Genomic DNA, 25,070 nt, shown 5'->3' on the forward strand with positions numbered 1-25,070 from the left:
TGTTTCTTCTTGGCCCAAATACTCCCGCCGGAGGCGGACCCGAGGCGCAGGCCGCAGGCCGGAGACGAGATAAACATGCGCAGCCGCAGGCTGCACCGCCTGATAACGGCTTTTCCTTCCGCGCCCAATTCGATAGACGATCATCAACGATATTTGACGCGGGATCCGGATCATGGCGATGGAAAAGACCTTCAACGCGGCCGAGGCTGAAAGCCGCCTTTACGCGGCCTGGGAAAAGGCGGGCTGCTTCACCGCCGGTGCGAATGCGAAACCGGGGGCGTCGAGCTTCTGCATCATGATCCCGCCGCCCAACGTCACCGGCGTTCTGCATATGGGCCACGCGTTCAACAACACGCTGCAGGACATCCTGATCCGCTGGAAGCGGATGCAGGGCTTCGACACGCTGTGGCAGCCCGGCCAGGACCACGCCGGCATCGCCACCCAGATGGTGGTGGAACGCGAACTGGCCAGGAACCAGGAACCGTCGCGCGCCGAGCTGGGACGCGAGGCCTTCCTGGAAAAGGTCTGGGAATGGAAGGCGCAGTCGGGCGGCACCATCATCGAGCAGTTGAAGCGCCTCGGCGCCTCCTGCGACTGGTCGCGCAACGCCTTCACCATGTCGGGCGCCGAGGGCGCGCCGGCGGGCGAAGAGGGCAATTTCCACGATGCCGTGATCAAGGTCTTCGTCGAGATGTACCGCAAGGGGCTGATCTATCGCGGCAAGAGGCTGGTCAACTGGGACCCGCATTTCGAAACCGCGATTTCCGACCTCGAGGTCGAGAATATCGAGGTCAACGGCCATATGTGGCACTTCAAGTACCGCCTCGCCGATGGCGAGACCTACGAGTATGTCGAGAAGGACGAGGACGGCAAGGTCACCCTGCGCGAGACCCGCGATTACATCTCGATCGCCACGACGCGCCCCGAGACCATGCTGGGCGACGGCGCGGTCGCGGTACACCCGGATGACGAGCGTTATGCCCCGATCGTGGGCAAGATGGTGCATCTGCCGCTTTGCGATCGCCTGATCCCGATCATCACCGACGAATATCCCGATCCCGATTTCGGATCGGGCGCGGTGAAGATCACCGGCGCGCATGATTTCAACGACTACCAGGTCGCCAAGCGCGGCAAGCTGCCGATGTATCGGCTGATGGACACCAAGGGCGCGATGCGCGCCGACGGGCTGCCCTATGAGGACGCGGTCAAGCGCGCCCGCGAGATCGCCGCTGGGTCGGAAACCAGCGAGATCGAAGTCGACGCGCTGAACCTGGTGCCGGAAAAATACCGCGGCATGGACCGGTTCGAGGCCCGCAAGGCGGTGATCGAGGATATCACCAACGCAGGCCTGGCGGTGATGATCCCCGACGAGGAAGGCACCGAGGTGCCCTTCGTCGAAAGCAAGCTGATCATGCAGCCCTTCGGCGACCGTTCCAAGGTGGTGATCGAGCCGATGCTGACCGACCAGTGGTTCGTCGACACCGACAAGATCGTTGGCCCGGCGCTCGACAAGGTGCGCGACGGCACGGTGAAGATCCTGCCCGAAAGCGGCGAGAAGACCTATTATCACTGGCTCGACAATATCGAACCCTGGTGCATTTCGCGCCAGCTGTGGTGGGGTCACCAGATCCCGGTCTGGTACGGGCTGGACCTGAGCGCGCCGGATTTCAACGACGATGAGGGCGACGGCGATCTGGACCTGGTCGAACTGGGCCGGTTGCTGAACGAAGGCGGCATGCTGCATGCCGGCGACGTGCATCACTGCGCCGCCGATTTCGAAGGCGTCATCGCGAAATTCCTCGACGACAACGCCGATATCCCGGCGCCGCTGAACCACGCCACGGTGATCGAGGTCGCCGACAAGCACGAAGCGATCCACAAGCTGGCCGAGAGCCTGGGCCACTATGCCGTCGATCAGGACCCGACCAAGCTGGTTTACCCGGTCTGGCGCGACCCGGACGTTCTGGACACCTGGTTCAGCTCGGGCCTGTGGCCGATCGGCACGCTGGGCTGGCCGGAACAGACCGAGGCGCTGGAGCGGTATTTCCCGACCAACGTTCTGATCACCGGGCAGGACATCCTGTTCTTCTGGGTGGCGCGGATGATGATGATGCAGCTGGCCGTGGTGGACGAAATCCCGTTCGACACCGTCTACCTGCACGGGCTGGTGCGCGACGCCAAGGGCAAGAAGATGTCCAAGTCGACCGGCAACGTGGTCGATCCGCTCGATATCATCGACGAATACGGCGCCGATGCTTTGCGCTTCACCAATGCCGCGATGGCGTCCTTGGGCGGTGTTCTGAAACTCGACATGCAGCGGATCGCGGGCTACCGCAATTTCGGCACCAAGATCTGGAACGCCACCCGTTTCGCCGAAATGAACGACGTGTATGCAAACGGTGCACCGGCGGCGGAGATCCCGGCGGCCAGCGCCACGGTAAACAAATGGATCATCGGCGAGGTCGCCAAGGTCCGCGAAGTGGTGGACGAGGCGCTGGAGAACTACCGCTTCAACGACGCAGCGCAAGCGCTTTACGCCTTCGTCTGGGGCAAGGTCTGCGACTGGTACGTGGAATTTTCCAAGCCGCTGCTGCAGGGCGAGGACGAAGCCGCCAAGGCCGAGACCCAGAAGGTCATGGGCTGGGTACTGGATCAGTGCCTGATCCTGCTGCACCCGATCATGCCCTTCATCACCGAAGAGCTGTGGGGCGCCACCGGCGAGCGCGCCAAGATGCTGGTCCATGCCGATTGGCCGACCTACAAGGCGGCCGATCTGGTCGATGCGGCGGCGGACCGGGAAATGAACTGGGTGATTTCGCTGATCGAGGAAGTTCGGTCTGCCCGCGCCCAGATGCATGTGCCCGCGGGCCTGCATATCCCGATGCTGGTCACCGCGCTGGATGACGCGGGCAAGGCCGCCTGGGCACGCAACGAGGTGCTGATCAAGCGGCTGGCGCGGATCGACAGCCTGACCGAGGCGGCGGATTTCCCCAAGGGCTGCATCACCGTCGCGGTCGAGGGCGGCACTTTCGGCCTGCCCCTGGCCGACATCATCGATATCGGCGAGGAAAAGGCGCGTCTGGAAAAGACGCTGGGCAAGCTGGCCAAGGAATTGGGCGGGCTGCGCGGGCGGCTGAACAACCCGAAATTCGTCGAAAGCGCACCGGAAGAGGTGGTCGAGGAAGCCCGCGACAACCTGGCAGCGCGCGAAGAGGAAGAAGAGAAGCTGAAGGCGGCGCTGGCGCGTCTGGCCGAACTGGGCTGATCATAGATCAGCCTTCGCCTGGCCCGCGGGCGGTGTGAGGGGGCCCTGCCCCCTCTTGGCCTGCGGCCAATTCACCCCCGGAGTATTTTTTCCAAGATGAAACGGGGAAACGTGTTAGGCTCTTGCACATGCGTTCCTTGAGACAATTGATCGAACGGCAGATCCTGAAGGCCCAGGCCGAGGGCAAGCTGGAAGGGCTGGAGGGCGAGGGCAAGCCCCTGCCCGAACGGCCCGAGGAGTCTGTGGTCGATCCCGCGATGGCGGCCGGATACCGGATCATGGCCGAGGCCGGGGCCCTGCCCGAGGAATTCGGGTTGAAGAAGGACCTCGATGCGGCACGAGCCGACTGGCGGGCGGCGACGGACGAAGCAGAAAAGAAACGGCTGATGGCGCGCATCGCCGATCTGGAAATGCGCTATAACATCGCCCGCGACGCGCGGAAGAAATTCATGGGTTAGTCGAAGCGCGGTGCGCGCTTCTGCATATTGGCGGCGATGACCTCCATCTGATGCGGCTTGCCGATCAGACCCGCCTGTTCGCGGCTTTCCTCCAGCAGAACATCGGCCTCGGGCGCACCGCTTTCGGCCACCGCGATCAGCCGCTTGGCCGCGCGCATCGCCGAGGGGCTTTTGCCCGCGATCTTTTCGGCCAGCGCCAGCGCGGCCGCCTTGGGATCGTCGGCCAGTTCGGTCACCAACCCGATCGCCTGAGCCTCATCGGCCGCGACCTGATCGGCAGTATAGGTGAGTTTTCGCAGCACGTCCGAACGCAGCAGCTTCGGCAGCACCACCATGCCGCCCATGTCGGGCACCAGCCCCCATTTCATTTCCATGATCGACAGTTTCGTGTCGGGATGCGCGATGCGGATATCGGCGCCAAGCGCGATCTGCAGCCCGCCGCCGAAGGTCACCCCGTGCAGCGCCGCGATCACCGGCACCGGCACGTCGCGCCACACCAGCGACACCCGCTGGAATGCGTTCGACAGGCCATGGGTGCGCGGCATGATCAGCGCCTCGGGGTCTTCCGCAGCAAAGCGGCCGAAATTGGCCACGTCCAGCCCGGCGCAGAAGGCCGGGCCTTCGCCCGACAGCACCACGGCGCGGACGTCATCGTTGCCGATCAGCGCTTCGCCGGCCGCGATCAGGCTTTCGACCATCTCGACATCCAGAGCGTTCATCTTGTCGCCGCGGGTCATGGTGACGCGGGCGACGTGGTTTTCAATCTCGGTGCTGACGCGGCTCATCTCAATCCTCCTCTGTCCTTGGTCCCACTATCCGGCGTCACGCCGCGCAAATCCACCGGGACGTTGGGGCAGTTCTTGCCGCTTGCCGGAACCGCATGGTTCGGTTTATCTGGCGCCATGACTGGACCGCGTTACACCCCGCTCACCGAAACCCTGCCCGCAACCGTGCCCTTCGTGGGCCCCGAGGCGCAGGAACGCGCGATGGGCCATGCCTTCCGCGCACGGCTGGGCGCCAATGAAAACGTCTTCGGCCCCTCGCCCCGCGCGGTGGAGGCGATCCGCGCCTCGGACGCCGATCTGTGGATGTATGGCGATCCCGAAAGCCACGACCTGCGCCACGCGCTGGCCGATTTCCACGGCATACGCCCCGAAAACATCGTCGTCGGCGAAGGCATCGACGGGCTGCTGGGATACCTGGCGCGGATGCTGGTGGATCAGGGCGACGCTGTGGTGACCTCCGACGGCGCCTACCCGACCTTCAACTACCACGTGGCGGGGTTCGGCGGCGTGCTGCACAAGGTGCCCTACACGGGCGACAGCGAAGACCCAGCGGCGCTTTTCGCCAAGGCGGCCGAAGTGGGCGCCAAGATCGTTTACCTCGCCAACCCCGACAACCCGATGGGGACCTGGCGCAAGGGCGCCGATATCGTCAAGGCGATGGATGCGCTGCCAGAAGACACCCTGCTGGTGCTGGACGAGGCTTACGTCGAATTCGCCCCCGAGGGCACCGCGGCAGAGGTCGATATCGAAGACCCGCGCCTGATCCGCATGCGCACCTTTTCCAAGGCCTATGGCCTCGCGGGCGCCCGGGTCGGATACGCCCTGGGGGCCGAGCCGCTGATCACCGCTTTCAACAAGATCCGCAACCATTTCGGCATGAACCGCAGCGCCCAGATCGGCGCTTTGGCGGCGTTGCAGGATCAGGACTGGCTGGCACAGACCTGCGCCAATGTGGCCGCGGCGCGCGATGAAATCGCCCGGATCGCGGCGGAAAACGGGCTGACTGCCCTGCCCTCGGCGACCAATTTCGTCGCTGTGGATTGCGGTGGCGACGGCGCTTTTGCCAAGGCGGTGCTGGACGCGCTTGTCGCCGACGGGATTTTCGTGCGCATGCCCTTCGTGGCGCCGCAAAACCGCTGCATCCGGGTCAGCGCCGGCCGGCCCGAAGACCTAGAAGCCTTCGCCGCCGCCCTTCCCAAGGCGCTGGCACGCGCCCGGGGCTGAGCGCCCCGAACCGAAACCCCTCGAAACAGGCAAGGCCGGGCCGCGCGCCCGGCCTGTTGCGTTTCGTGCTATGGTGATCCCTGCCCGCGGGGTGAGGCAAGCTGCCACAGCAATCAATTATATATCGCAGATACATATTAAATCGGGTAGCAAGGCCCCACCACATCAGCATCCGGTCACAGACAAGGATTACCCGAATGAAACAATCTCTTCTGATGGAAAAATACCCGGTTTTCGAACTGGAGATTCCGAAATCCGAAACCAGCTGCGCCAGTGTCGATGACATCATCGCTGCGCTGAAGGCCAAGATCGACGCCCATCCCAAAGTCGCCGATATCGCCACCTTCGATCACTACGCCCATACCACGTCGATCGACGGCACCATCGCCGAGAACATCAAGGCCGCCAAGAACATCGTGTTCTGCTTCGGCGTGGCGCTGCCCAACCCGCATGTGCTGGCGGTGCGGCCGCGCTCGATCGGCGTCGCCGATATGGGCGATCACTTCCACCTGGCCTTCTTGGAACCGCCGATGGAAGTCGCCACCAAGGAAATGGAAGCCTGGTGCAAGGCGCTGGCCGACAAGAAAGCCTGAGCCGTTTCTTCTGTTCGAAAATATCCTCGGGGGGCGCGGTCAAAGCCCTGGGCTTTGACCGCCGGGGGGCAGACAGCCCCCCGCCTCACCCCGCCGCCATCACCGCCGTTGCCGCTTCCAACGCGCCGCTGCCATGCGGGATATCCAGCGCCTTGAAGGCGGTCTCGATGGTGCCCAGCATGCCCAGCACCATATGGGCGTTCAAATGCCCCATATGGCCGATGCGGAAATAACCGCGCCCATCCGGATCGCCCTCTTCCGACATGCCAAGCCCGATGCCCAGCGTGACGCCCGCATTGGTTTCCACCCATTCGCGCAGCTGGTGCCCATAGGGCAGCCCCAGCCGCAGCGAAGTGACCGAGCGCGCGCGCTGATCGGCATCGGCGACGTTCAGGGTCAGCGGGCCGTCTTCGCCCCATTTGTCCGCCGCGGCCCAGATCGCCCGGGCCAGAACGTCGTGGCGTTGCCAGACGTGTTCCAACCCCTCGCCGTGGATCATGTCCAGCGCCGCGCGCAGGCCGTACAGGTGATGGGTCGGCGCTGTGCCGCCGAAATGCTGGTAGAAGCCCTGCGGGTTGAACCGCGGCACCCAGTCCCAGTACCGGCTGACCCGTTCCATCCCGGCGCGCACCTCGACCGCGCGGGGACCGGCGAAGACGAAGCCCAGCCCGGGCGGCGTCATCAGCCCCTTCTGGCTGGCGCCCACCATCACGTCGACGCCCCATTCGTCCATCTCGAACCGGTCGCAGGCCAGCGAGGCGACGCAATCGGCCATCAGCAGCGCCGGATGCCCGACCGCGTCCAGCACCGTCCTGAGCCCGGCGATATTGTTCAACACGCCGCTCGACGTGTCGACATGGGTGCCCAGCACCGCCTTGATCTTGTGATCCTTGTCGGCGCGCAGCGCCTCTTCGACGCGGTTCAGGTCGAACGGCTGGTTGCGGCCGAAATCGATCAGCTGGATATCGGCGCCAAGCCCGTCGGCCATATCGGCCCAGCCATGACCGAACCGGCCGGTCGCCGGAACCAGGATGCGGTCGCCCGGGGCGATCACGTTCGCCAGCGCCGCTTCCCAGGCGCCGTGCCCGTTGCTGATATAGATCGCCGCGTTATGCTCGGTCCGCGCCACGCGCTTGAGATCGGGAATGATGCCTTCGGTCATCTCGACCAGCGCGCCCTCGTAGATATTGGGCGAGGACCGGTGCATGGCGCGCAGCACTTCTTCGGGCATGACGGACGGGCCGGGAATGGCAAGATAGGGACGACCGTAGGAAAGATTCATGAGGGAACTCCGAAATAACGCGGCGAGGTTAGCCGGAACCGGGTCGGCGTCAATCTCCGGTATAATCAAATTTGGTGATGTGGCCCATTTCCGAACGGCAGCCGACAAAACGCCTAAGGCGGAGGCATGGTATGGCCATCGAACTTGCCTATATGGTGGGGGATCACTACAAGACGCGCGACTGAACGGCCCCAAGGACGATGATGAACCCGGTTAAGAAAATCAAAGCGTTGGAAAAGGGAAAGCACCTTCCGGTCCCGCTGGATCTGGACGATCCCGAACACCGCCGCAAGGCGATGACGCATTACAACTGGTTCGACCATGCGATCCTGCGCCGCCGCTGGACCAATTTCTTTGAAATCGCGCCGGGGGTCTATCGGTCCAACCAGCCGACGCATGAGCGGTTCGAAACCTACGCCGCGATGGGCATCAAGGCGGTTTTGAACCTGCGTGGCGAAGGGGTGCAACCGCGCTACCTGCTGGAAAAGGAAACCTGCGATTCCCTGGGCATCAAGATGGTCAACATCTCGCTGCACGCCCGCAAGGCGCCGCCGAAGGAAAACCTGCTGCAGGTGATCGAGGCGATGCGCACCATCGACCGCCCGTTCCTGATGCATTGCAAATCCGGCGCTGACCGTGCCGGGCTGGCCAGCGCGGTTTACCTGATGGTCTATGAAGGTGTGCCCGTCTCCGAGGCCAAGAAGATGCTGTCGGTGAAATTCATCCACCTGAAATGGTCCAAGACCGGCATCCTGGACTACTTCCTCGAGGTCTACGAGGCGCGGCTGCGCAAGGGTGATATCGCCTTCCTCGACTGGCTGCGCGACGAATATGACGAAGAGGTGCTGACCGCCGGGTTCCACAACGGCCGGAAGCTGCCGCAATGACACAGGCGGCCGGGGTCAAAAGCCGTCAGCTGCTGGCCTGGCTGTGGTCGAAATACCTCCACAAACATCTGTGGCTGCTGCTGGCGGCCCTGGGCTTCATGGCGCTGGAAGGATCGACGCTGGGCGCGCTCAGCTGGATGATGAAGCCTATGTTCGATCAGGTCTTCGTCGCCGGCGATCACGGCGCGCTGTGGTGGGTCGGCCTGGCGATCATGCTGATCTTCATCACCCGGGCATTGGCGAGCGTCGGGCAAAAGGCACTTCTGGCGCTGATTTCGCAGCGTTCGGCCGCCGATATGCGGGTCGAAATGCTCGATCACCTTATGCGGCTCGACGGCAGTTTCCACCAGACCCACCCGCCCGGGTTCCTGATCCAGCGGGTGCAGGCGGATGTCGAAGCGGTCGGACAGGTCTGGAACGCCGTCATCACCGGCGCCGGGCGCGACCTGGTCGCGCTGGTCATCCTGATGGGCGTGGCCCTGTCGGTCGACTGGCAATGGACGCTGGTGGCCTGTATCGGCACCCCGATCATGGTGCTGCCGTCGCAGATGGTGCAGGGTTTCGTGCGCCGCCGCGCCCGCGAGGCGCGCGATCTGGGCGCCAAGCTGGCCACCCGTCTGGACGAGGTGTTCCACGGCATCGTCCCGGTGAAGCTGAACCGGCTGGAAAGCTACCAGTCGCAGCGCTACCGCGACCTGACCCAGGAACTGGTCACCGCCGACGTGAAGGCGAAACTCGGCGCCGCCGCGATCCCCGGGCTGATCGACGTGATGGCCGGATTGGGGTTCCTCGGCGTGCTGGTCTTCGGCGGGTCCGAGATCATGTCGGGCGAAAAGACCATCGGCCAGTTCATGACCTTCTTCACCGCCATCGGGTTTGCCTTTGAACCGCTGCGCCGCCTGGGCGCGGTCACCGGCGTCTGGCAGAACGCCGCCGCCGCGATCGAGCGGATCAAGGAATTGCTGGATACCAAGCCCGCGCTGGTATCCCCCGCGCGCCCCAAACCCGCGCCCCTGGGCATGCCGGAAATCCGGCTGAGCGGGGTGGAACTGTCCTATGGCGACACACGCGTTCTGAACGGCACCACGCTGGTCGCGCCCGCGGGCAAGACCACCGCTCTGGTCGGCGCCTCGGGAGCGGGGAAATCGACGATCTTCAACCTGCTGACCCGGCTGGTCGATCCGCAGGCCGGGTCGGTCACCATCGGCGGCGTGGCAGCATCCGACATGACGCTGGCCGATCTGCGCGGGCTGTTTTCCGTGGTGTCGCAGGACGCGGCGCTGTTCGACGAGACGCTGAAGGAAAACATCCTGCTGGGCCGGACCGACATCAGCGACGAACAGCTCAAAACCGTGCTGGAAGCGGCCCATGTCAGTGACTTCCTGCCCAAGCTGCCCGAGGGCTTGCTCAGTCCCGTCGGCCCGCGCGGGTCGAACCTGTCGGGCGGCCAGCGCCAGCGCGTCGCCATCGCCCGCGCGTTGCTGCGCGACACGCCGGTGCTGCTGCTGGACGAGGCCACCAGCGCCCTGGACGCGCATTCGGAAAAGGTAGTGCAGGACGCGCTGGATCAGCTGTCCAAGGGCCGTACCACGCTGGTCATCGCGCACCGGCTGTCCACCGTGCGCAACGCAGACAAGATCGTGGTGATGGACAAGGGCCGCGTTGTCGACGAAGGCACCCATGACGAACTGCTGGCACGCGGCGGCCTCTATGCCGACCTGCACAAGCTGCAGTTCAAGACCGAGGGCCCGAGCGCCGATAAGATCGCGCAAGATCGTGCGGATCGGCGCCGGAAAGATAGCGCAAAAGGGTCCAAAGATTCCGAAACCCGCGACGGGTCCAGCCTTCTGTCACGTATCTCGCGGCGCTTGTTCGGGCGCTGAGCGGGATTTCCCGCAACCGCCCGCGCAGCTTGCGTACCATCGCCACGTCTTCCATCAGCGGCTGATCGGCGAATCCGCCGGTGCTGTCGTAAAGCGCCCGCGACAGCAGCAACCCCTGATCGCCATAGGGCAGCCCGAACAGCCGCGCCCGCAGGTTGGCCCAGCCCGCAACGAAACGCGGCGCCGGACCGGCGGCATCGAAGCGCAGCCGGAAATACCCCGCCCGGTCCGGGTGGGACGCGATGTGATCCAGCACGCAATCGGACCAGCCGGGATCGAGAACCGTATCGGCATGCAGCACCAGCAGCCAGTCTCCCTGCGCCGCCTGCATCCCGCGCCGCAACTGCCCGCCGCGCGATGCTTCGCCCGCGACCAGCTCCGCGCCGACCTCCCCGGCGATCTGCAACGTCGCGTCTGAGGACCCGCCGTCGCTGATCACCACTTCGCGCAGCAGCCCGGCTTCCAGCCCTTCCATCAGCGCCATCAGGCAGGCCGGCAGCTGCTTTTCCGCGTTCAGCGTGGGAATGATCACTGAAAGGGCTGCGCGCATGTCTGTCCCCTGTTGCCGTCCGTGACCCGCGCTATATTACAGTCACGCGCCGAACGGGAGAGTTGAAATGAGCCGCACCATATTCCGCATCACCGGGGCAGATGCCCGCCATTTCCTGCAAGGGCTGGTGACCAATGACGTGGAAAGGCTGTCTCAGGGCGCGGTCTATGCCGCGCTGCTGACGCCGCAGGGCAAATACATGGCCGATTTCTTCCTCGTCCCCGACGGCGACGCGGTGCTGCTGGACGTCGACAGCGCCCTTGCCCCGATGCTGGCGCAGCGGCTGAACATGTACAAGCTGCGCGCCGACGTGACGATCGAGGAAACCGGGTTGCAGGTGAAACGCGGTACCGGCCCCACGCCCGACGGCGCCTTTGCCGATCCACGCGATCCTGCGCTTGGCTGGCGTCTCTATGGCGACGAGGGCGGCGACGACGGCAGCGACTGGGATGCGATCCGCGTCGCCCAGTGCATCCCCGAAACCGGGATCGAGCTGACGCCCGACACCTATATCCTGGAGGCCGGGTTCGAACAGCTGCACGGGGTGGATTTCCGCAAGGGCTGCTATGTCGGGCAGGAAGTCACCGCGCGGATGAAGCACAAGACAGAGCTGCGCAAGGGGCTGCGGGTGGTTGAGATAGAGGGCGAGGCCGCGCCGGGCACGCCGATCATGGCGGGCGAAAAGGAAGCGGGCACGCTTTACACCTCCGCCGGGGGGCAGGCGATCGCCTATCTGCGCTTCGACCGCGCCAGCGGCGAGATGGTGGCGGGTAAGGCCCGGCTGCACCTGGTGGAATGAGCCTGATCGCCCGGATCGAGGCCCTGACCAGGGCAAAGGTGGCGCAAGTCCGGGCGCTGCATGGCGGCGACCTGTCCGAGGTCGCCCATGTGACATTGGCCGACGGACGCGAATACGCCTGTAAGACCGGGCCGCTGGTGTCAGTTGAGGCGCGGATGCTGGACGCCATCGGTGCGACCGCCCCTGCCCCGCGATTTGTCGAGGGTGATCTGCTGTTGATGGATTACCTGCCCGGGGAGCCGGCAACCCCGACGCATTGGCGCGACCTGGGCCGCGCCTTGCGCGCGCTGCACGACCGTACCGGCGACGCCTTCGGCTGGCCGGAACCTTACGCCTTCGGCGCTGTCGCCATCCCCAACGATCCGGCCCCCAATTGGCCGATCTTCTGGGCCGAATGCCGGTTGCGCCCCAGCCTGTCCTTTCTGCCCCCCGATCTGGCGGGTCGAATCGAGACGCTGATCGCCACCCTGCCCGACCGCCTGCCCAAGGTGCGCCCCGCGCTGTTGCATGGCGATCTATGGACCGGCAATGTGCATTTCAGCCACGGCCGGGCCTGGCTGATCGACCCGGCCTGCTATTACGGTCACGGCGAGGTCGACCTCGCGATGCTGCACCTGTTCGGATCGCCCCCCGCTGCGTTCCGGGACGGCTATGGCGTGGTGGAGCCGGGCTATGGCGAAAGGCAACCGATCTACCAGCTTTGGCCCGCTTTGGTGCATTATCGGCTGTTCGGCAGCGGTTATGCCGGGATGTTGGACAGGCTGCTGAGCGCGGCGGGAGTATAACGGCGCTACCCGGGCCGCTGACACGGCTGTTCCGGGCTGGGCGCAGACTATCTCAAACGAAAACAGCCGGGCGATGGCCCGGCTGTGACGTCGCGTAAGCGGAAACGCGCTCAGGCGCGTTCGGCGTATTCCATGGTTTCGGTGTTCACCACGATGTCTTCGTCCTGCGCGACGAAGGGGGGCACCATCACCCGAACGCCGTTGTCCAGAACGGCGGGCTTGAACGAATTCGCGGCGGTCTGGCCTTTGACGACCGGCTCGGTCTCGACGATCTTGCAGACCACTTTCTGCGGCAGCGTCATGTTCAGCGCCTCGGTGTCGTAATATTCGATCACCACGGTCATGCCGTCCTGCAGGAACGGGCGGCGTTCGCCCAGCAGGTCCGCCGGCAGTTCGATTTGTTCGAAGGTTTCGGAGTCCATGAACACCAGCATTCCGTCGCTTTCATACAGGAATTGCTGGTCTTTCTGTTCCAGGCGCACCCGTTCGACCTTGTCCGCCGAACGGAACCGTTCGTTCAGCTTGGACCCGTTGCGCAGGTTCTTCATTTCGACCTGGGCAAATGCGCCGCCCTTGCCGGGCTTGACGTGGTCCACCTTCACGGCGACCCACAGACCGCCCTCATGTTCCAGCACGTTGCCGGGACGAATTTCGTTACCGTTGATCTTAGGCATATGACAAAACCTTGCAAAAGGTTGATGGAAGTTTGAACGCACCTATATATGGCCCTCAAGGCCAAAGCAAGGAAGCCGGGACGCTAAAGGCAAGGGTATGAGCCATGCGTATTTTGCATGGAAGCCATGCAACAGAAGCCTACCCGAATCAGGAACAATCGGTCATAAGCCTCGCTACGCCAGAAAAGACAAGAGCAATAACAAAGGACGAATCATGAAAGATTTCGTTGACGGCACCGCCTTCAATAACGAGCAAGGCAACCGGGCCCGTAAACTGTTCGCAGCCGTTGTGTTGGCTGCTCTCGACGATGCAATCGCCGATGACAAGAAATATGGCAACGGTCCGGAACAAATCGCCCGCTGGGCACGGTCGCGCGACGGTCGCGAAGTTCTGTCCTGCGCCGGGATCGATCCGAACGAACGGGTTGTGAACGGGCTGATGGAATTCGTCGGCAAAGGCGTGCGTACCTCGGTCGCGCTGTCGCGCGAAGAAAGCGAACGTCGCAACGCGGCGCAACAGGCCGAAGCCGCCTGATCCAAGGCTGCTGCGGCCACAGAAAAAACGCGCTCCCCCGGGGGCGCGTTTTTCGTTTCCGCACACATGTCCTGCAGGATTTCACAAATCGGAATTTCCCTTGCCCCCGCCCCGGCTGTTAGTCTGCGCGCGTCACAACCGGAGATTTCGATGACCAAGAAAATAGACATCGCCGCCCTGCCCGCCAAAACCGGCACGATGTATCCGCCGCCGCATCACCAGAACACCAAGGCACGGGTGAAACGCGCCCTGGGCGATGCCGCCGGGCTGACCCAGTTCGGCGTCAACCAGACGCTGCTGCCGCCCGGCACCTGGTCCGCCCTGCCCCATTGGCACGAAAAGGAAGACGAATTCGTCTATATCATCGCGGGCAATCCCACGCTGGTCTATGGCGATAGCGAAGAACAGCTCGCCCCGGGCGATTGCGTCGGCTTCAAGGCGGGCGAAGAGATCGGCCATTGCCTGCAGAACCGGACCGACAGCGATGTGATCGTGCTGGAAATCGGATCGCGGATGGCGGGGGAACGCGCCTTCTATCCCGGGCTTGACCTAGTGGCCGATACCACCACGCCCAGTTTCTACCTTCATCTCGACGGCTCGCCTTACGAGGATGTGCGCCGCCGCGGGCCGGAAGACGACTGAAACCCGTCGCCTTGCGGCTTTTGCCCGGCGCCTTTTGGCCCTAAAACCGATCCGAACAAACCGGGGGCGGCGTATGGCCAAGGCAATCATGATCCAGGGCGCGGGATCGAACGTGGGCAAATCCATGGTCGTGGCCGGGATCGCCCGCGCGTTGACCAATCGCGGCCTGACCGTGCGCCCGTTCAAGCCGCAGAACATGTCGAACAACGCCGCCGTCACCGAAGACGGCGGCGAGATCGGCCGCGCCCAGGCGCTGCAGGCGCTGGCGGCCCGGGTGGCGCCGCATACCGACATGAACCCGGTGCTTCTGAAACCGGAAACAGATACCGGCGCGCAGGTGATCGTGCAGGGCAAACGCTTCGCCACCCTGCGGGCGCGCGATTACGCGCGGGAAAAGCCCGATCTCCTGACCCCGACACTGGAAAGCTTCCGCCGCCTCTGCGCCACGGCCGATATCGTCGTGGTCGAAGGCGCGGGCAGCCCGGCCGAAATCAACCTGCGCAAGGGCGATATCGCCAATATGGGCTTTGCCGAAGCCGCAAACGTGCCGGTGATCCTGCTGGGCGATATCGACCGCGGCGGCGTCATCGCGCAACTGGTCGGCACCCAGACGATCCTGCCAGGGCCAGACGCGGACCGGATCAAGGGGTTTGCAATCAACAAGTTTCGCGGCGATGTGCGGCTGTTCGACGACGGGCTGCAGGCGATTGTCGATCGCACCGGCTGGCCGTCGCTGGGCGTGTTGCCGTGGTTCGCCGATGCCTGGCGCCTGCCCGCCGAGGACGTGATGGATATCGCGTCATCGAAAGGCGAGGGTTTCAGGATCGCGGTGCCCCGGCTGGCGCGGATCGCCAATTTCGACGACCTCGACCCGCTGTCGGCGGAACCCGGCGTCAGCGTCGAAATCATCGAACCGGGCCGCCCGCTGCCCGGCGACGCCGACATGGTGCTGATCCCCGGATCGAAATCCACCATCGCCGATCTGGCCCATTTCCGCGCCCAGGGCTGGGATATCGACCTGCAGGCGCATGTGCGGCGCGGCGGCCACGTGCTGGGCATTTGCGGCGGCTACCAGATGCTGGGCCGCGACATCGCCGATCCCGACGGGATCGAGGGCGCGCCGGGCACGGTCCCGGGGCTGGGCCTGCTGGACGTCACCACGGTGATGAAGCCGCAAAAACGCCTGGCGCTGACAAGCGCGACCTATCTGCCCACGGGCGATCCGGTCGAGGGCTATGAAATCCATCTGGGGGAAACCACCGGCCCCGATTGCGCCCGTGCCTGGCTGCAGGTGGACGGCCGCGTCGAGGGCGCCGGCAGCGCCAACGGACGGGTGCGCGGTTGTTACCTGCACGGGCTGTTCGGGTCGGATGGGTTCCGCGCGGCCTACCTGTCGGGCCTGGGCGCCAGCGCCGAAACCGCCTATGCGGAAGAACTCGACGCCGTGCTGGACGCGCTGGCCGCGCATGTCGAAACCCATCTGGATCTCGACCTGCTGCTGCGGCTGGCGCAGGATCCGTCTTACTGAAGATCGTGGCTGGTCAGGGCGCGGTGGATTTCACGGCGCACCAGTTTGCGCACGTTGCGGGTGATCCGTTCGCCAAGCGCGCCCTGCAATTCCTGCCGCACGATATCGGTCACCAGCTCGCGCAGGGTTTCCTCGTCGAGGATGCCTTCCTCTTCGCCGCCGAATTCGGACAGGTCGTCGAGATCGGCATCGTCTTCGGCCTCGGCACCGGCGGCGTCATAGGCCGGGGCCTCGACGAATTCCGCCTCGTCCTCTTCTTCGGCCGCATCGATTTCATACGCGTCGTACCCGACATCAGCTGACGTGTGGGCGCTGGCCGGTTCCTCGGCGACGGCATCTTCCCACTCGACCGGTTCCGGCTGTGTCGGTTCGGGCTTGATCCGAACGCTGCGCATCGGGGCCGCGTCGAAGGCCGGTTCCACGGGGGCCGCCACGACATCCGCTGCGACGTCTTCCTCTTCGACCATGTCGGCGAACCGCGCTTCCAGGTCGGCGCTTTCCAGCGGCTGGGGTTCCTCGGTATCCTCGGCATAGTTGTCATCGGGGATATAGGGGCTGTCCGCCGCCATCGCCGGCGCGGCTTCCGCCGTGGCGGCAGCCGCAGACGCCTTTGATTCGGCCCCGCCCGGCGCGTCGGAAATCCGCAAGGCCGGTGTCAGGACCAGCTTGCCCGGCACGTCCTTTGCTGCGATTTCGGGACGCGAATCCTCGGAAACCAGCCGTCGGATGGACGCGAGCACATCCTCGATTTCTACATTCGTCACCGGGTCTGACATTGATTATCCCACTCTTGCCTCGGGGTTCACTGTAACCCCGGGCAAAGATTCTCACAACTCACCGGCGGAATTTACTCTTTGCTGATGCCCCGCAGCACCCGGTCCAGCTTGCGGCCCTGCTCGCTGAGCATCGCAGGGGCGTTCTTGACCTGGTTGTAATAGGCGGCCGGGTCATAGCGGGTGACCTTCAGGTTCAGGTGATCCGCGGTCAGGTATCCCATATTCGCCAGCAACGCGTAGGAGGCCAGGTATTCATTGCCGCGCGCGGTGATCAGGGTGGCCTGCGCATCCAGCAGTTCCTGTTCCGCGTTCAGCACGTCCAGCGTGGTCCGCGCGCCCAGGGTCGCCTCTTCGCGCACGCCGCGGAAGGCGATGGTTGCAAAGCGCACCTGCCGTTCACCGGCATCGCGGGCGGCACGGGCCACCTGCAGGCTGGCATAGGCGGTGGAGGCATCCTGCGCCACCGAAATGCTGGTCAAGCGCAGCGCCGCGCGGGCGGCATCGCGCTGTGCGGCCGCCTTGCGGTAAGCAGCGGCCAGCCGGCCGCCCATATAGATCGGGCCCGACACTTCGACCCCGACCGAACCGCCCTTGGAAAAGGCTTCGTTGTCGAAGGTTTCCTCGATCCCATAGCTGCCGGTCAGCGACACCGTCGGGCTCATCGAGGCGCGGGCGATTTCCACCGCCATATCGGCCACGGCCACATCGTGCTGCGCCTTGAGGATATCGGGGTGGTTCTTCAGCGCCAGCGCCTTGGCCTGTTCCACCGATTTCGCCGGGGTGACGGCTGCGGGCGGCGCGGTCAGACGGCCCGGCTGCCGGCCGACGGCGGCGATGAAATATTCGCGGGCGGCCTGGTAATCGCCCTGAGCCTGCGCCAGCGACGCGCGCGCCTGCGCCAGGCGCGCCTCGGCCTGGGCGACGTCGGTGCGGGTCACCTCGCCCACGTCGAACCGGTCCTTGGCGGCGCGCAGTTCTTCGCTGATCACGCGCACGTTGTTCTGCCGCAGCGCGACAGTTTCGGATTGCGCCTGCATGTTGGTATAGGCGTCAACCGCCTGAAGCAGCACGTTCTGTTCGACCGAGACCAGGGTCTGGCGGGTCGACAGCACGCTTTCCTTCGCCGCGTTGAGCTGGATCTTGCTGCTGCCGCCATCATAAAGAAGGATCTCGGCCGAGAGGCCCATCGACACGGTGGTCGTTTCGCGTTCGATCGGGGTGTAGAAGGTCGAGGAGGACGAGGTCCGCGCAAAGCTGCGGGTCACGTCGCCGGCCCAGGCCAGCACCGGACGCAGCGCCGACAGCGAGGTCGCCACGTCTTCGTCCGCGGCGCGCAGCAGCGCCCGGTTCTGTTCCAGCAGACCGCTGTTCTTGTAGGCGTCGGCCATCACGTCGGCCAGTGTATCGGCCCAAGAGGCGGCCGGGACCGCCAATGCCATCGTGACCGCGGCGATGCCCGTCGCCAGTTTCCGTCTGATCCGTGTCGTGCCCATTGCTCGCTCCGTTATTTTGCCTGCTCGGTTTTCTTGCCTGTTCAACTGACAACGCGCCCCGCAGGGCGCGCCGGATAGATCAAAGCTTGAAAGCGCGATGACGTTCGAACCCGTTCAGCACCGGCGCACCGGCATTGAACGCGTATCGCCAGGTCATCTCGCCGTCGATCTTGTAGCCGACCTGCGCGACGCCAAGCGCCCCTTCGGCCTTTAGGCAGCCGATCCGGCCGCCTTCCTTCAGCTGGTCGATAATCGCAGCCGGCACATGTTCGGCGGCGCCTTCCAGCATGATCACGTCATAGGGGCCGTGTTCCGCGGCGCCATCGGCCAGCGCGCCGACATGCATCACCACATTGTCGGCGCCGACCCGCGCCAGCGCGGCCTGCGCATCCTCGGCCAGCGACTCGTCTTCCTCGACCGCCACCACGGCTTCGGCCATCCGCGCGATCACCGCCGCCGAATAGCCCAGACCGCAGCCCAGATCGAGCACCAGTTCGTCATCCTGGATATCCAGCGCGTCCAGCATCTTGGCCAGGGTGCGCGGTTCCAGCACGACACGGCCGCCGCCCAGATCGATGTTTTCGCCCACATAAGCGGCTTCGGTCTTGTCCGCCGGCACGAATTCTTCGCGCGGGACATTCAGCATCGCTTCGATAATCGGGAACTTGGTCACGTCCGAGGGACGGATCTGGGTATCCACCATCATGGTGCGGCGTGCGGCAAAGTCTGTCATCTGCTAAACTCTTTCGTTCAGATTCCTGCTTATCTTTTGTCACATCCTACACCAGGCGGCAACGGTCCTGAAACGGCAAATCGGGGTCGCATGAGGGCTTGCAGCCGGGAAGTTTATCCTTTAATCGAGCTTCACCCACTTTGGCGGCGAGTTGGCGGAGTGGTGACGCAGCGGATTGCAAATCCGTGTACACCGGTTCGATTCCGGTACTCGCCTCCATTTTATTCTAAATAAACTACTTAGCTGACTGGCTATCGAGTGTGACACACAGTGAGACACACGATTCATGATGCTGTCATCTTACCTATGCAAGTCCCGGCATGGAGTTTATTACTTCCGCTGGCCACTGCCAAAGCACCCTCAAGCACCACGCACAACCATTCGTCTTTCCTTACGCACAGGCTGCCCAAATCGGGCTAGCGAATTGGCCCGCTATCTTGCATGCTGCGGCAAATCTATTCGGGAAGACAACTCGTTGGCACAACTGCGACATGAGCACCTGCGCACCCAAGTAAGGGACTATTTTAAGCAGTCTCTCGAGAGGTACAATGAGTGGATTGCACGAACTGGCGGCAAAACAAGGGCAAGAGAGGTCCTCGAACTTGAGCACCAAAGCCACTCAGACGTCCTAGAGGGACGGGAAGATTGCGCCTCAGATGTTTACCTCGAAGATCACATGACGCGGTTTATTGATTTCTGCACCCTTCCCGGAGCGGGATCGCCAGAGAACGCAGATCAAATATTGCATGAGCTGCGAAAGGCGCGCAGAGACCAATTAGAAGCCATTCTGGGGCGCATATCGGATCTTGAGCGGTATTCCTTCCAAGAAACGCATAAGGCTCCTGAGAGGCCCGCTGCGCGCCCAGAAGAGACTTCTTCGCCTTTGGGTATAGCTGTGAAAGAATTCCTTGCAGAGCATTCCCGTCAATGGTCTCCCAAGACCGTCGGGCAAAATCGGGCTTATCTGGACATTCTAATCGAATACTTCGGCCCAGACCGACGCCTTGGCACGATAACCAAGCAGGACGCGAACGAGGTTAAGAAGGTTTTGCAGGCGCTACCGGCTAGCAGGAACACCAAGCCGAAGTTGAAGGCCATACCGCTTATGCAGGTCATCGAGGAACCCGGCTACAACAAGATCGCGCCCAAGACGATCAACAGCCACATCCAAATGTTCAAGAGTTTCTTCGACTGGGCAGAGCGACACGGCTATACGCCGCATACTCTTTTTGACGGCATGAAAGTCGCCAAGGCGAAGAACAGTGAAACCGAGCGCAAACCCTTCTCACCGGACCAAGCCTGCCTGCTCTACAACGAGTTGACTGAAAACCCGTCCGGGCTAGTGCGCAAAGACAGTCACAAATGGGGAATGCTCCTTGGCATGTTCACCGGGGCACGTCTCAACGAGATTTGCCAACTCGACGTCGCTGATGTGCAAGTCAACGGAGACATTTGGTTCCTAAACATCACTGACGAAGGTGACGACAACAAGCGACTTAAGACAACGGCAGGGAGGCGCAAGGTACCTCTGCACTCAGAGTTGATCAGTATTGGATTTCTTGACTTCGTGAAAAGTCGCAAGTCCGGCATGAGGCTGTTTCCCGACTACAGCTATAGTGCCAACGGCGGATATGGCCGCAACTTAGGGCGTTGGTGCAATGAGAGCTTCTTACCCAAATTGGGTATCAAAGAGCCGGGGCTGGTTTTCCATAGCCTGAGACACACCGTCGTTACTCGCCTTAGCCAAGCAAGCGTACCAGAACCGATTATTCAGTGCCTAGTCGGCCACGCAAGGTCAGGCGTAACTCAAGAAGTATATAACCGCGAAGGCTTCACGCTTGCACAGCTCCAAGAAGCCGTAGATTGCCTAGTACCTCACAATAAGAGTTGAAGTACAAGAAAGACAGTGGAGCATATTTTACCCTCAACTCTTGTAGCCATCTCGTTTCTCATGGTCATTCGAGGTTGGTAGTAAAGACCGCTCCCAACTCAAAACAGCCATTGGCGCAGACCAGCGCGCATTCCATTTTTCGACAAGCGGTTTTGGCATCGATGGATTTAAACACGGATGTTCCAAGATCTTAAACCCGCATTTTTCGAACACAACTTGGCCTGCGGCCTTGAGATCATGCCTTCGTAACAATGTAAAACACGGAGAGGTTGGACGGAAAGCGACTTCGAGATGGACGTAGTGGGTCCAAGAGGCGCTTGCCATTACCATCCCAAACCATCCAATGCCAGTTACGATCAGATCTCTTTTTGGTTCTGATTAGAAGGTTGTCATTTCGCTCCTCAAAAAAGGTGCGGTTAAGAAGGCTTCTTCCTCCCATTCGATTACTCATCTCGAAGCCGAGAGCGCCCAGAGCGGCCTTTATCTGCGCCTCTGTCGAGTAGCCACCTTCATTGCGCTCCTGAAACGCTTCGAGCGCGTCATCTAGCGTCGAGCAACTAGTCAGCATCGCAACACAACAAGGACCGCAATCGGCAGAGCCTGGGCGCTGAGGAAAATATTTCATGATAGATGCCTTTTAGAACAATTTCACAAACCACAAGCCCCATCATATAGTTGGCGGCTGTGCAATGAAGGCCATTCATACGCCAAGCAGCGAATGACCGCTCCCAGCCCATTCGAGACGTTCTTGGGGGGCGAAGAATGAGCCGTCTCCTGCCATTCGCTCAGAGCGCAGCAACTGCCAAGGATCAAAACTGAGAAAATATACATCACGGCGCGGGATTTAGTGAACCGATGAGGCAAGCAGGATGAGAAAGTTAGAGGTTCCCTTTTTTAAGCTTGGCGTTCTCTTTCATGTCGCGAAGGAGTCTTGCCTTTTTGAGGCTGTCGAAACTCACCGTTCCGGAGATAGACTTATGTTTCTGCAAGGAAAGCAGTATTCCCTCGATGTTATCTCTCTGTTCCTTGCTACGACCAGACGCTAAGAACTTAACCCTGAGTGTTTTCAGACTTGCAGTCGCTAAGTTTATGTCCTCCTCAGCTACAATGCTCTCGACGTAGCTCTTTCTATTATCTTCATTAGGCAAATCTAGGAGAGCATCTCTGGCAAACAGAGAACCCATTGGGGATAGGTTAGGCATCAAGCGCCTCAATGCTGTGCTTAACTGCGGATTACGAAGTGCATCAGAAAGGATGCGAGAAAGGGCGTTCGGAGCATTGTATTTAAATTCTCTGGCCGACTTGTCCGGGTCCAAAATGGCACCCATGTTGATAATCCTCACCCCGCCCGCAAGTACTATAGGCTTCGAAACAATATCCTCTCTATTTGCACACAAGAAACCTACCCAAACTTCAGCGGCTTGGTATAGTTTTGCGATGTGGCGAAGTTTTTCTGGCCCCGGGACTTGAAGCGAGTTTTTAAGCAAGAGAGCGTATAGCTTCATCGAGACTAGAAGCCTCGCCTCAGCCTCCTTGACCTCTAGGCGCTCAGCTACACCACGTCGCCTCTGCACTCGGGAAAGTTCTTGGTTGTCAAAGCGATCAGCCTTCTCTGGCGTAGGCTCAACGCCGCCCAAATCGTCAGCTGCTCGAACGAAATCAGTATGTTCACCACCATGCTGAGCCTGCTCTGCGCAGGTGTTTAGCCACTCTTCGCTCAGAGAAATACCGTTATCCTGATAGTTGTCATCAAGAACCGCCTCCAAGCTATCGACTGCGTCATGTAGTGTGTTCAATACAGATCGAGTGTCCGTCCCCTCCAAGTCGCCATAGAATGCAATCTCTTTGTGGTATTTGAAAAGCGCTTCTCCGGTCGTAACATTTCCGGCAAAGGTCGGATCCGCCTTCATCTGCCGGGCCACAAAGAAGGAGAAAAGATAGTCGCCTCGGAATGTAATGCTCTTATTGTAGACTGTAAGAATACCCTTCTCGATAAACTCATCAAGCAATCCAGATGGCAGATCTATGAGATATTGTTCGCTATAGCTCGAGGTTAGAGAGGACCATTTATTTTCATCAATTCCTTGAATATCATTCTCAAGCATTGATCTCGCAATAAAGCTAAGCAGATCAATTTTATCACTCGACGCGAAAGCGCCCTCCTGAACATCTTCAATATTAAAGCGCCCCAAAAGGCACTCGACATACCGCTCCAGCAAGCGAGCTTTATTCAACGGTTTAAATTCAGGATCCTGACTGAGCGTTTCGACTACAACAGCAACACTGCTAGCAAAGATAGGCTCATCCATTTGCCGAAAAGATTCGACTACCTGGGAGACAACGCCATTGATAAACGCCTCCCCAGTCCCCTGTCTTCGCGCAGAAACCATTTCTCTAATATCAGAGACATCCAGCTCTACGAAATCATAGATTTCGTCGTGTGTTGCGTCCAACTTTGGACTAAAGCTACCAGAGTGGACAGGACCTCTCCGCTCTGTGCTTATGAAATAGAGAAAGCGGACACTCGGAAAATACTTTTCCGCTACATCCCTGAAAAGGTTGAATTGTTCGGGGGCGGATAGACTTAGGCCATCAACAATTACAGATAAAGAACCTTTCAAGGCAAGAGTTTCAATTTCCGCATGCGTATACCTGACAAGCAAAGTTCGAGATACCTCTCGAAGAATGGATGCCCTGTCAATTTTGTGTTCCCTAGCATCAAAAAATGCCGCAACCCTACCACTCTCATCAAAGTTCTCACTAAGCGTTTTGAAGGTCACGAAAGCAGCGGTTGTCAACCCGGAGTCGGGTGGAGCGATGTAGAACTGATCTCTAATTGAATTTTTTACAGTTTCGCTAATCAGCTGCGCAGGCTGTAGCCATTTATCGTCTTGATTGGCTGGTAGTGCTCGCACCTTAGGAATGGAAAAATCCGTTTGCTTTTTTGATTTTGCGCGAATATTTTCACGATACCAAGCAGTGTAGTCAAACGAATCTGCGTCTCGGTATCTCATTAACAGTGAATCTTCTGATGGTCTTTCACGGTAGAACTTTCCATCTTCCGGGCGAGGATAGGAACGACCGTTTTTAGCGAAATCTTCTCCGGCAACGAACAGCCTCCGGCTAGCGGAGTAGGATCTGTATTCGACCTCAAATCTTTTCTCAATTACATTTGCGCGAATGATAGAGTACCCATTTGTGCCCTTGGACCAGTTAGCCCGCAAAGGCGGTGATTGCATATACAGACAATCAGAATGTCCTTGACTCAACTTCGATGCATCGTTGGTGTGCACGTGACCAAATAGCGCTATGTCAAAATGCTGTGTCAGCAATTTAGTCACTGCCGACCTGGTATGCTCTTCGAGCCAATCCAATGGATGGTGTAGCAAAGCGATTTTTAGGTTTGTCGGAGGAAGTGACTTGGCCAATTTCTCCAGCACAAACGGCTCAATTCTCAGTTTGCCTCTATCACTTTCGTTCTCAGACCTACTACGGGACAGCCAAGTAGAGTTCATGCCGACAAAAGAGATTGACCCCTTTGTTTTTGAGTAACCATAGTAAGAGTGTTGGTCATAAGGTCCTAGGAGTTCTTCAAGCTCCATATAGTTGGCAAGAGGATTCTGCCTTTCTACCTTGTCAGGTGGATAAATATCGTCATGATCCCCGAATAGATAAGAACTACCGGTGTCTTGAAGATAACCATCCGTGAACTCTTCACTGGTGGTAGATCGTTGGATATCGTGGTTCCCGGGAACAGTCAGAACTTCATGTCCGAGCTCTGTCAATGGGCCAATCAAGAGTTCAAACAAGTGTTCGTAGTCGCTTTGGTTGTCACCTGAGTTTACCAAGTCACCTGTAAAAGCCGTATAGATTGGACCGGAGGTTCGTAGACGCTTTAGGTCATCAAGCAGATATTCCAGGCGCTTTCTGTTCTCTGCGTCGTTTTTAAAATGAAGGTCACTTAGGTGAACAATATGAGCTTCCATGGCCGCCTTGATGCTACAAATTTGTTTGACGCATTATAGATGTCATCCAACACTTGGATGTACAATGTATTTTGCTGACAACCTTCCATCCACAGTGGGGGCGAGCTCTGGCAGGATATATGAACGATGGCTGGGCAGCTGTCTCAAACGACAATAATTGTGTGCCCTTGGCAGACCGCTGTCTGCGCAAAGCTGACTTAGGTGTTGCACCTGGGCGCTGTTCATCGATGCTTTACTTACCTTTGTACCCTTTAGAGCGCGCCAAGTGGATCAGCGGTAACTGCTTGCCTGCGAAGTGCAT

20 protein-coding genes, 1 tRNA gene and 1 pseudogene are annotated in these 25,070 nt (G+C 60.8%); 13 read left to right on the forward strand and 9 right to left on the reverse strand.

All coding sequences use genetic code 11. The features are described from left to right. The first annotated feature begins 172 nt into the window (after positions 1–172). Together GR167_RS05765 and GR167_RS05770 are read left to right on the forward strand one after the other, a co-directional pair. The gene (locus tag GR167_RS05765; protein ID WP_160972470.1) at positions 173–3,265 is read left to right on the forward strand and encodes a valine--tRNA ligase; all 3,093 of its coding nucleotides are present in this window, start codon (positions 173–175) and stop codon (positions 3,263–3,265) included. Between the two features lie 128 nt (positions 3,266–3,393). Further along, positions 3,394–3,723 (forward strand): DnaJ family domain-containing protein, encoded by a 330-nt coding sequence (locus GR167_RS05770; protein WP_160972471.1) that lies wholly within the window; start codon positions 3,394–3,396, stop codon positions 3,721–3,723. On the opposite strand, the gene GR167_RS05775 is transcribed toward GR167_RS05770, so the two are convergent. Further along, positions 3,720–4,508: a crotonase/enoyl-CoA hydratase family protein gene (locus GR167_RS05775; protein WP_160972472.1), complete on the reverse strand. Its 789-nt coding sequence runs from the start codon at positions 4,506–4,508 to the stop codon at positions 3,720–3,722. The two genes, GR167_RS05770 and GR167_RS05775, sit on opposite strands and share 4 nt — an antisense overlap. 117 nt (positions 4,509–4,625) lie before the next feature. Between GR167_RS05775 and GR167_RS05780 the strand changes: the two genes are divergently transcribed. Both GR167_RS05780 and GR167_RS05785 read left to right on the forward strand, forming a co-directional pair. Then, positions 4,626–5,732 (forward strand): pyridoxal phosphate-dependent aminotransferase, encoded by a 1,107-nt coding sequence (locus tag GR167_RS05780; RefSeq protein WP_160972473.1) that lies wholly within the window; start codon positions 4,626–4,628, stop codon positions 5,730–5,732. Positions 5,733–5,929: 197 nt separating this feature from the next. Beyond that, positions 5,930–6,325: a DUF6858 family protein gene (locus GR167_RS05785; RefSeq protein WP_160972474.1), complete on the forward strand. Its 396-nt coding sequence runs from the start codon at positions 5,930–5,932 to the stop codon at positions 6,323–6,325. An 85-nt stretch (positions 6,326–6,410) separates the two neighbouring features. Here the strand turns inward: GR167_RS05785 and GR167_RS05790 are convergent, their stop codons facing one another. After that, positions 6,411–7,607: a pyridoxal-phosphate-dependent aminotransferase family protein gene (locus tag GR167_RS05790; RefSeq protein ID WP_160972475.1), complete on the reverse strand. Its 1,197-nt coding sequence runs from the start codon at positions 7,605–7,607 to the stop codon at positions 6,411–6,413. Between the two features lie 200 nt (positions 7,608–7,807). Between GR167_RS05790 and GR167_RS05795 the strand changes: the two genes are divergently transcribed. Continuing rightward, positions 7,808–8,494, forward strand: coding sequence for a fused DSP-PTPase phosphatase/NAD kinase-like protein (locus GR167_RS05795; protein WP_235915845.1), 687 nt, complete (start codon positions 7,808–7,810; stop codon positions 8,492–8,494). Continuing rightward, entirely contained in the window at positions 8,491–10,377 is a 1,887-nt protein-coding gene (locus GR167_RS05800) for an ABC transporter ATP-binding protein (protein WP_235915846.1), read from the forward strand. The genes GR167_RS05795 and GR167_RS05800 overlap by 4 nt, the downstream gene beginning before the upstream one ends. Here the strand turns inward: GR167_RS05800 and GR167_RS05805 are convergent. Beyond that, positions 10,313–10,927 (reverse strand): annotated as a pseudogene (locus tag GR167_RS05805) (TIGR04283 family arsenosugar biosynthesis glycosyltransferase); the annotation flags it as partial. The gene GR167_RS05800 and the pseudogene GR167_RS05805 overlap by 65 nt on opposite strands. 67 nt (positions 10,928–10,994) lie before the next feature. Here GR167_RS05805 and ygfZ point away from each other — a divergent pair. After that, positions 10,995–11,726 carry a CAF17-like 4Fe-4S cluster assembly/insertion protein YgfZ gene (gene ygfZ / locus GR167_RS05810; RefSeq protein ID WP_160972477.1) on the forward strand — a complete coding sequence of 244 codons (732 nt, stop codon included), beginning with the start codon at positions 10,995–10,997 and terminating at the stop codon, positions 11,724–11,726. After that, the gene (locus GR167_RS05815) at positions 11,723–12,511 is read left to right on the forward strand and encodes a fructosamine kinase family protein (protein ID WP_160972478.1); all 789 of its coding nucleotides are present in this window, start codon (positions 11,723–11,725) and stop codon (positions 12,509–12,511) included. The genes ygfZ and GR167_RS05815 overlap by 4 nt, the downstream gene beginning before the upstream one ends. A 110-nt stretch (positions 12,512–12,621) precedes the next feature. Here GR167_RS05815 and efp read toward each other — a convergent pair whose 3' ends face one another. Next, positions 12,622–13,185 carry an elongation factor P gene (efp, locus tag GR167_RS05820; protein WP_160972479.1) on the reverse strand — a complete coding sequence of 188 codons (564 nt, stop codon included), beginning with the start codon at positions 13,183–13,185 and terminating at the stop codon, positions 12,622–12,624. Positions 13,186–13,399: 214 nt separating this feature from the next. Here efp and GR167_RS05825 point away from each other — a divergent pair, with 214 nt between their 5' ends. From GR167_RS05825 to GR167_RS05835, 3 genes are all read left to right on the forward strand, one after another. Then, on the forward strand, positions 13,400–13,720 hold the full coding sequence (locus GR167_RS05825) for a DUF6280 family protein (RefSeq protein WP_058261650.1): 321 nt from the start codon (positions 13,400–13,402) through the stop codon (positions 13,718–13,720). Between the two features lie 150 nt (positions 13,721–13,870). Next, complete coding sequence (locus GR167_RS05830) at positions 13,871–14,362, forward strand: cupin domain-containing protein (protein WP_160972480.1); 492 nt, start codon at positions 13,871–13,873, stop codon at positions 14,360–14,362. Between the two features lie 73 nt (positions 14,363–14,435). Next, on the forward strand, positions 14,436–15,890 hold the full coding sequence (locus GR167_RS05835) for a cobyric acid synthase (RefSeq protein ID WP_160972481.1): 1,455 nt from the start codon (positions 14,436–14,438) through the stop codon (positions 15,888–15,890). Here the strand turns inward: GR167_RS05835 and GR167_RS05840 are convergent. The 3 genes from GR167_RS05840 to GR167_RS05850 form a co-directional block, all read right to left on the reverse strand. Further along, positions 15,884–16,654 carry a hypothetical protein gene (locus tag GR167_RS05840; RefSeq protein ID WP_160972482.1) on the reverse strand — a complete coding sequence of 257 codons (771 nt, stop codon included), beginning with the start codon at positions 16,652–16,654 and terminating at the stop codon, positions 15,884–15,886. The two genes, GR167_RS05835 and GR167_RS05840, sit on opposite strands and share 7 nt — an antisense overlap. Positions 16,655–16,737: 83 nt before the next feature. Beyond that, the gene (locus GR167_RS05845; RefSeq protein WP_160972483.1) at positions 16,738–18,159 is read right to left on the reverse strand and encodes a TolC family outer membrane protein; all 1,422 of its coding nucleotides are present in this window, start codon (positions 18,157–18,159) and stop codon (positions 16,738–16,740) included. Positions 18,160–18,238: 79 nt separating this feature from the next. Beyond that, positions 18,239–18,892: a protein-L-isoaspartate O-methyltransferase family protein gene (locus GR167_RS05850; RefSeq protein ID WP_160972484.1), complete on the reverse strand. Its 654-nt coding sequence runs from the start codon at positions 18,890–18,892 to the stop codon at positions 18,239–18,241. Positions 18,893–19,037: 145 nt separating this feature from the next. Between GR167_RS05850 and GR167_RS05855 the strand changes: the two genes are divergently transcribed. Next, a tRNA-Cys gene (locus tag GR167_RS05855) sits at positions 19,038–19,111 on the forward strand. Between the two features lie 457 nt (positions 19,112–19,568). Continuing rightward, complete coding sequence (locus tag GR167_RS05860; RefSeq protein WP_235915847.1) at positions 19,569–20,783, forward strand: tyrosine-type recombinase/integrase; 1,215 nt, start codon at positions 19,569–19,571, stop codon at positions 20,781–20,783. A 235-nt stretch (positions 20,784–21,018) separates the two neighbouring features. Here GR167_RS05860 and GR167_RS05865 read toward each other — a convergent pair whose 3' ends face one another. Beyond that, entirely contained in the window at positions 21,019–21,408 is a 390-nt protein-coding gene (locus tag GR167_RS05865; RefSeq protein WP_160972486.1) for a hypothetical protein, read from the reverse strand. Positions 21,409–21,661: 253 nt separating this feature from the next. Next, positions 21,662–24,769: a metallophosphoesterase gene (locus GR167_RS05870; RefSeq protein WP_160972487.1), complete on the reverse strand. Its 3,108-nt coding sequence runs from the start codon at positions 24,767–24,769 to the stop codon at positions 21,662–21,664. Positions 24,770–25,070: the final 301 nt, after the last annotated feature.

The sequence above is a fragment of the Thalassovita mangrovi genome (assembly GCF_009857745.1).
In the GTDB taxonomy this organism is placed as follows: Bacteria; Pseudomonadota; Alphaproteobacteria; order Rhodobacterales; family Rhodobacteraceae; genus Thalassobius; species Thalassobius mangrovi.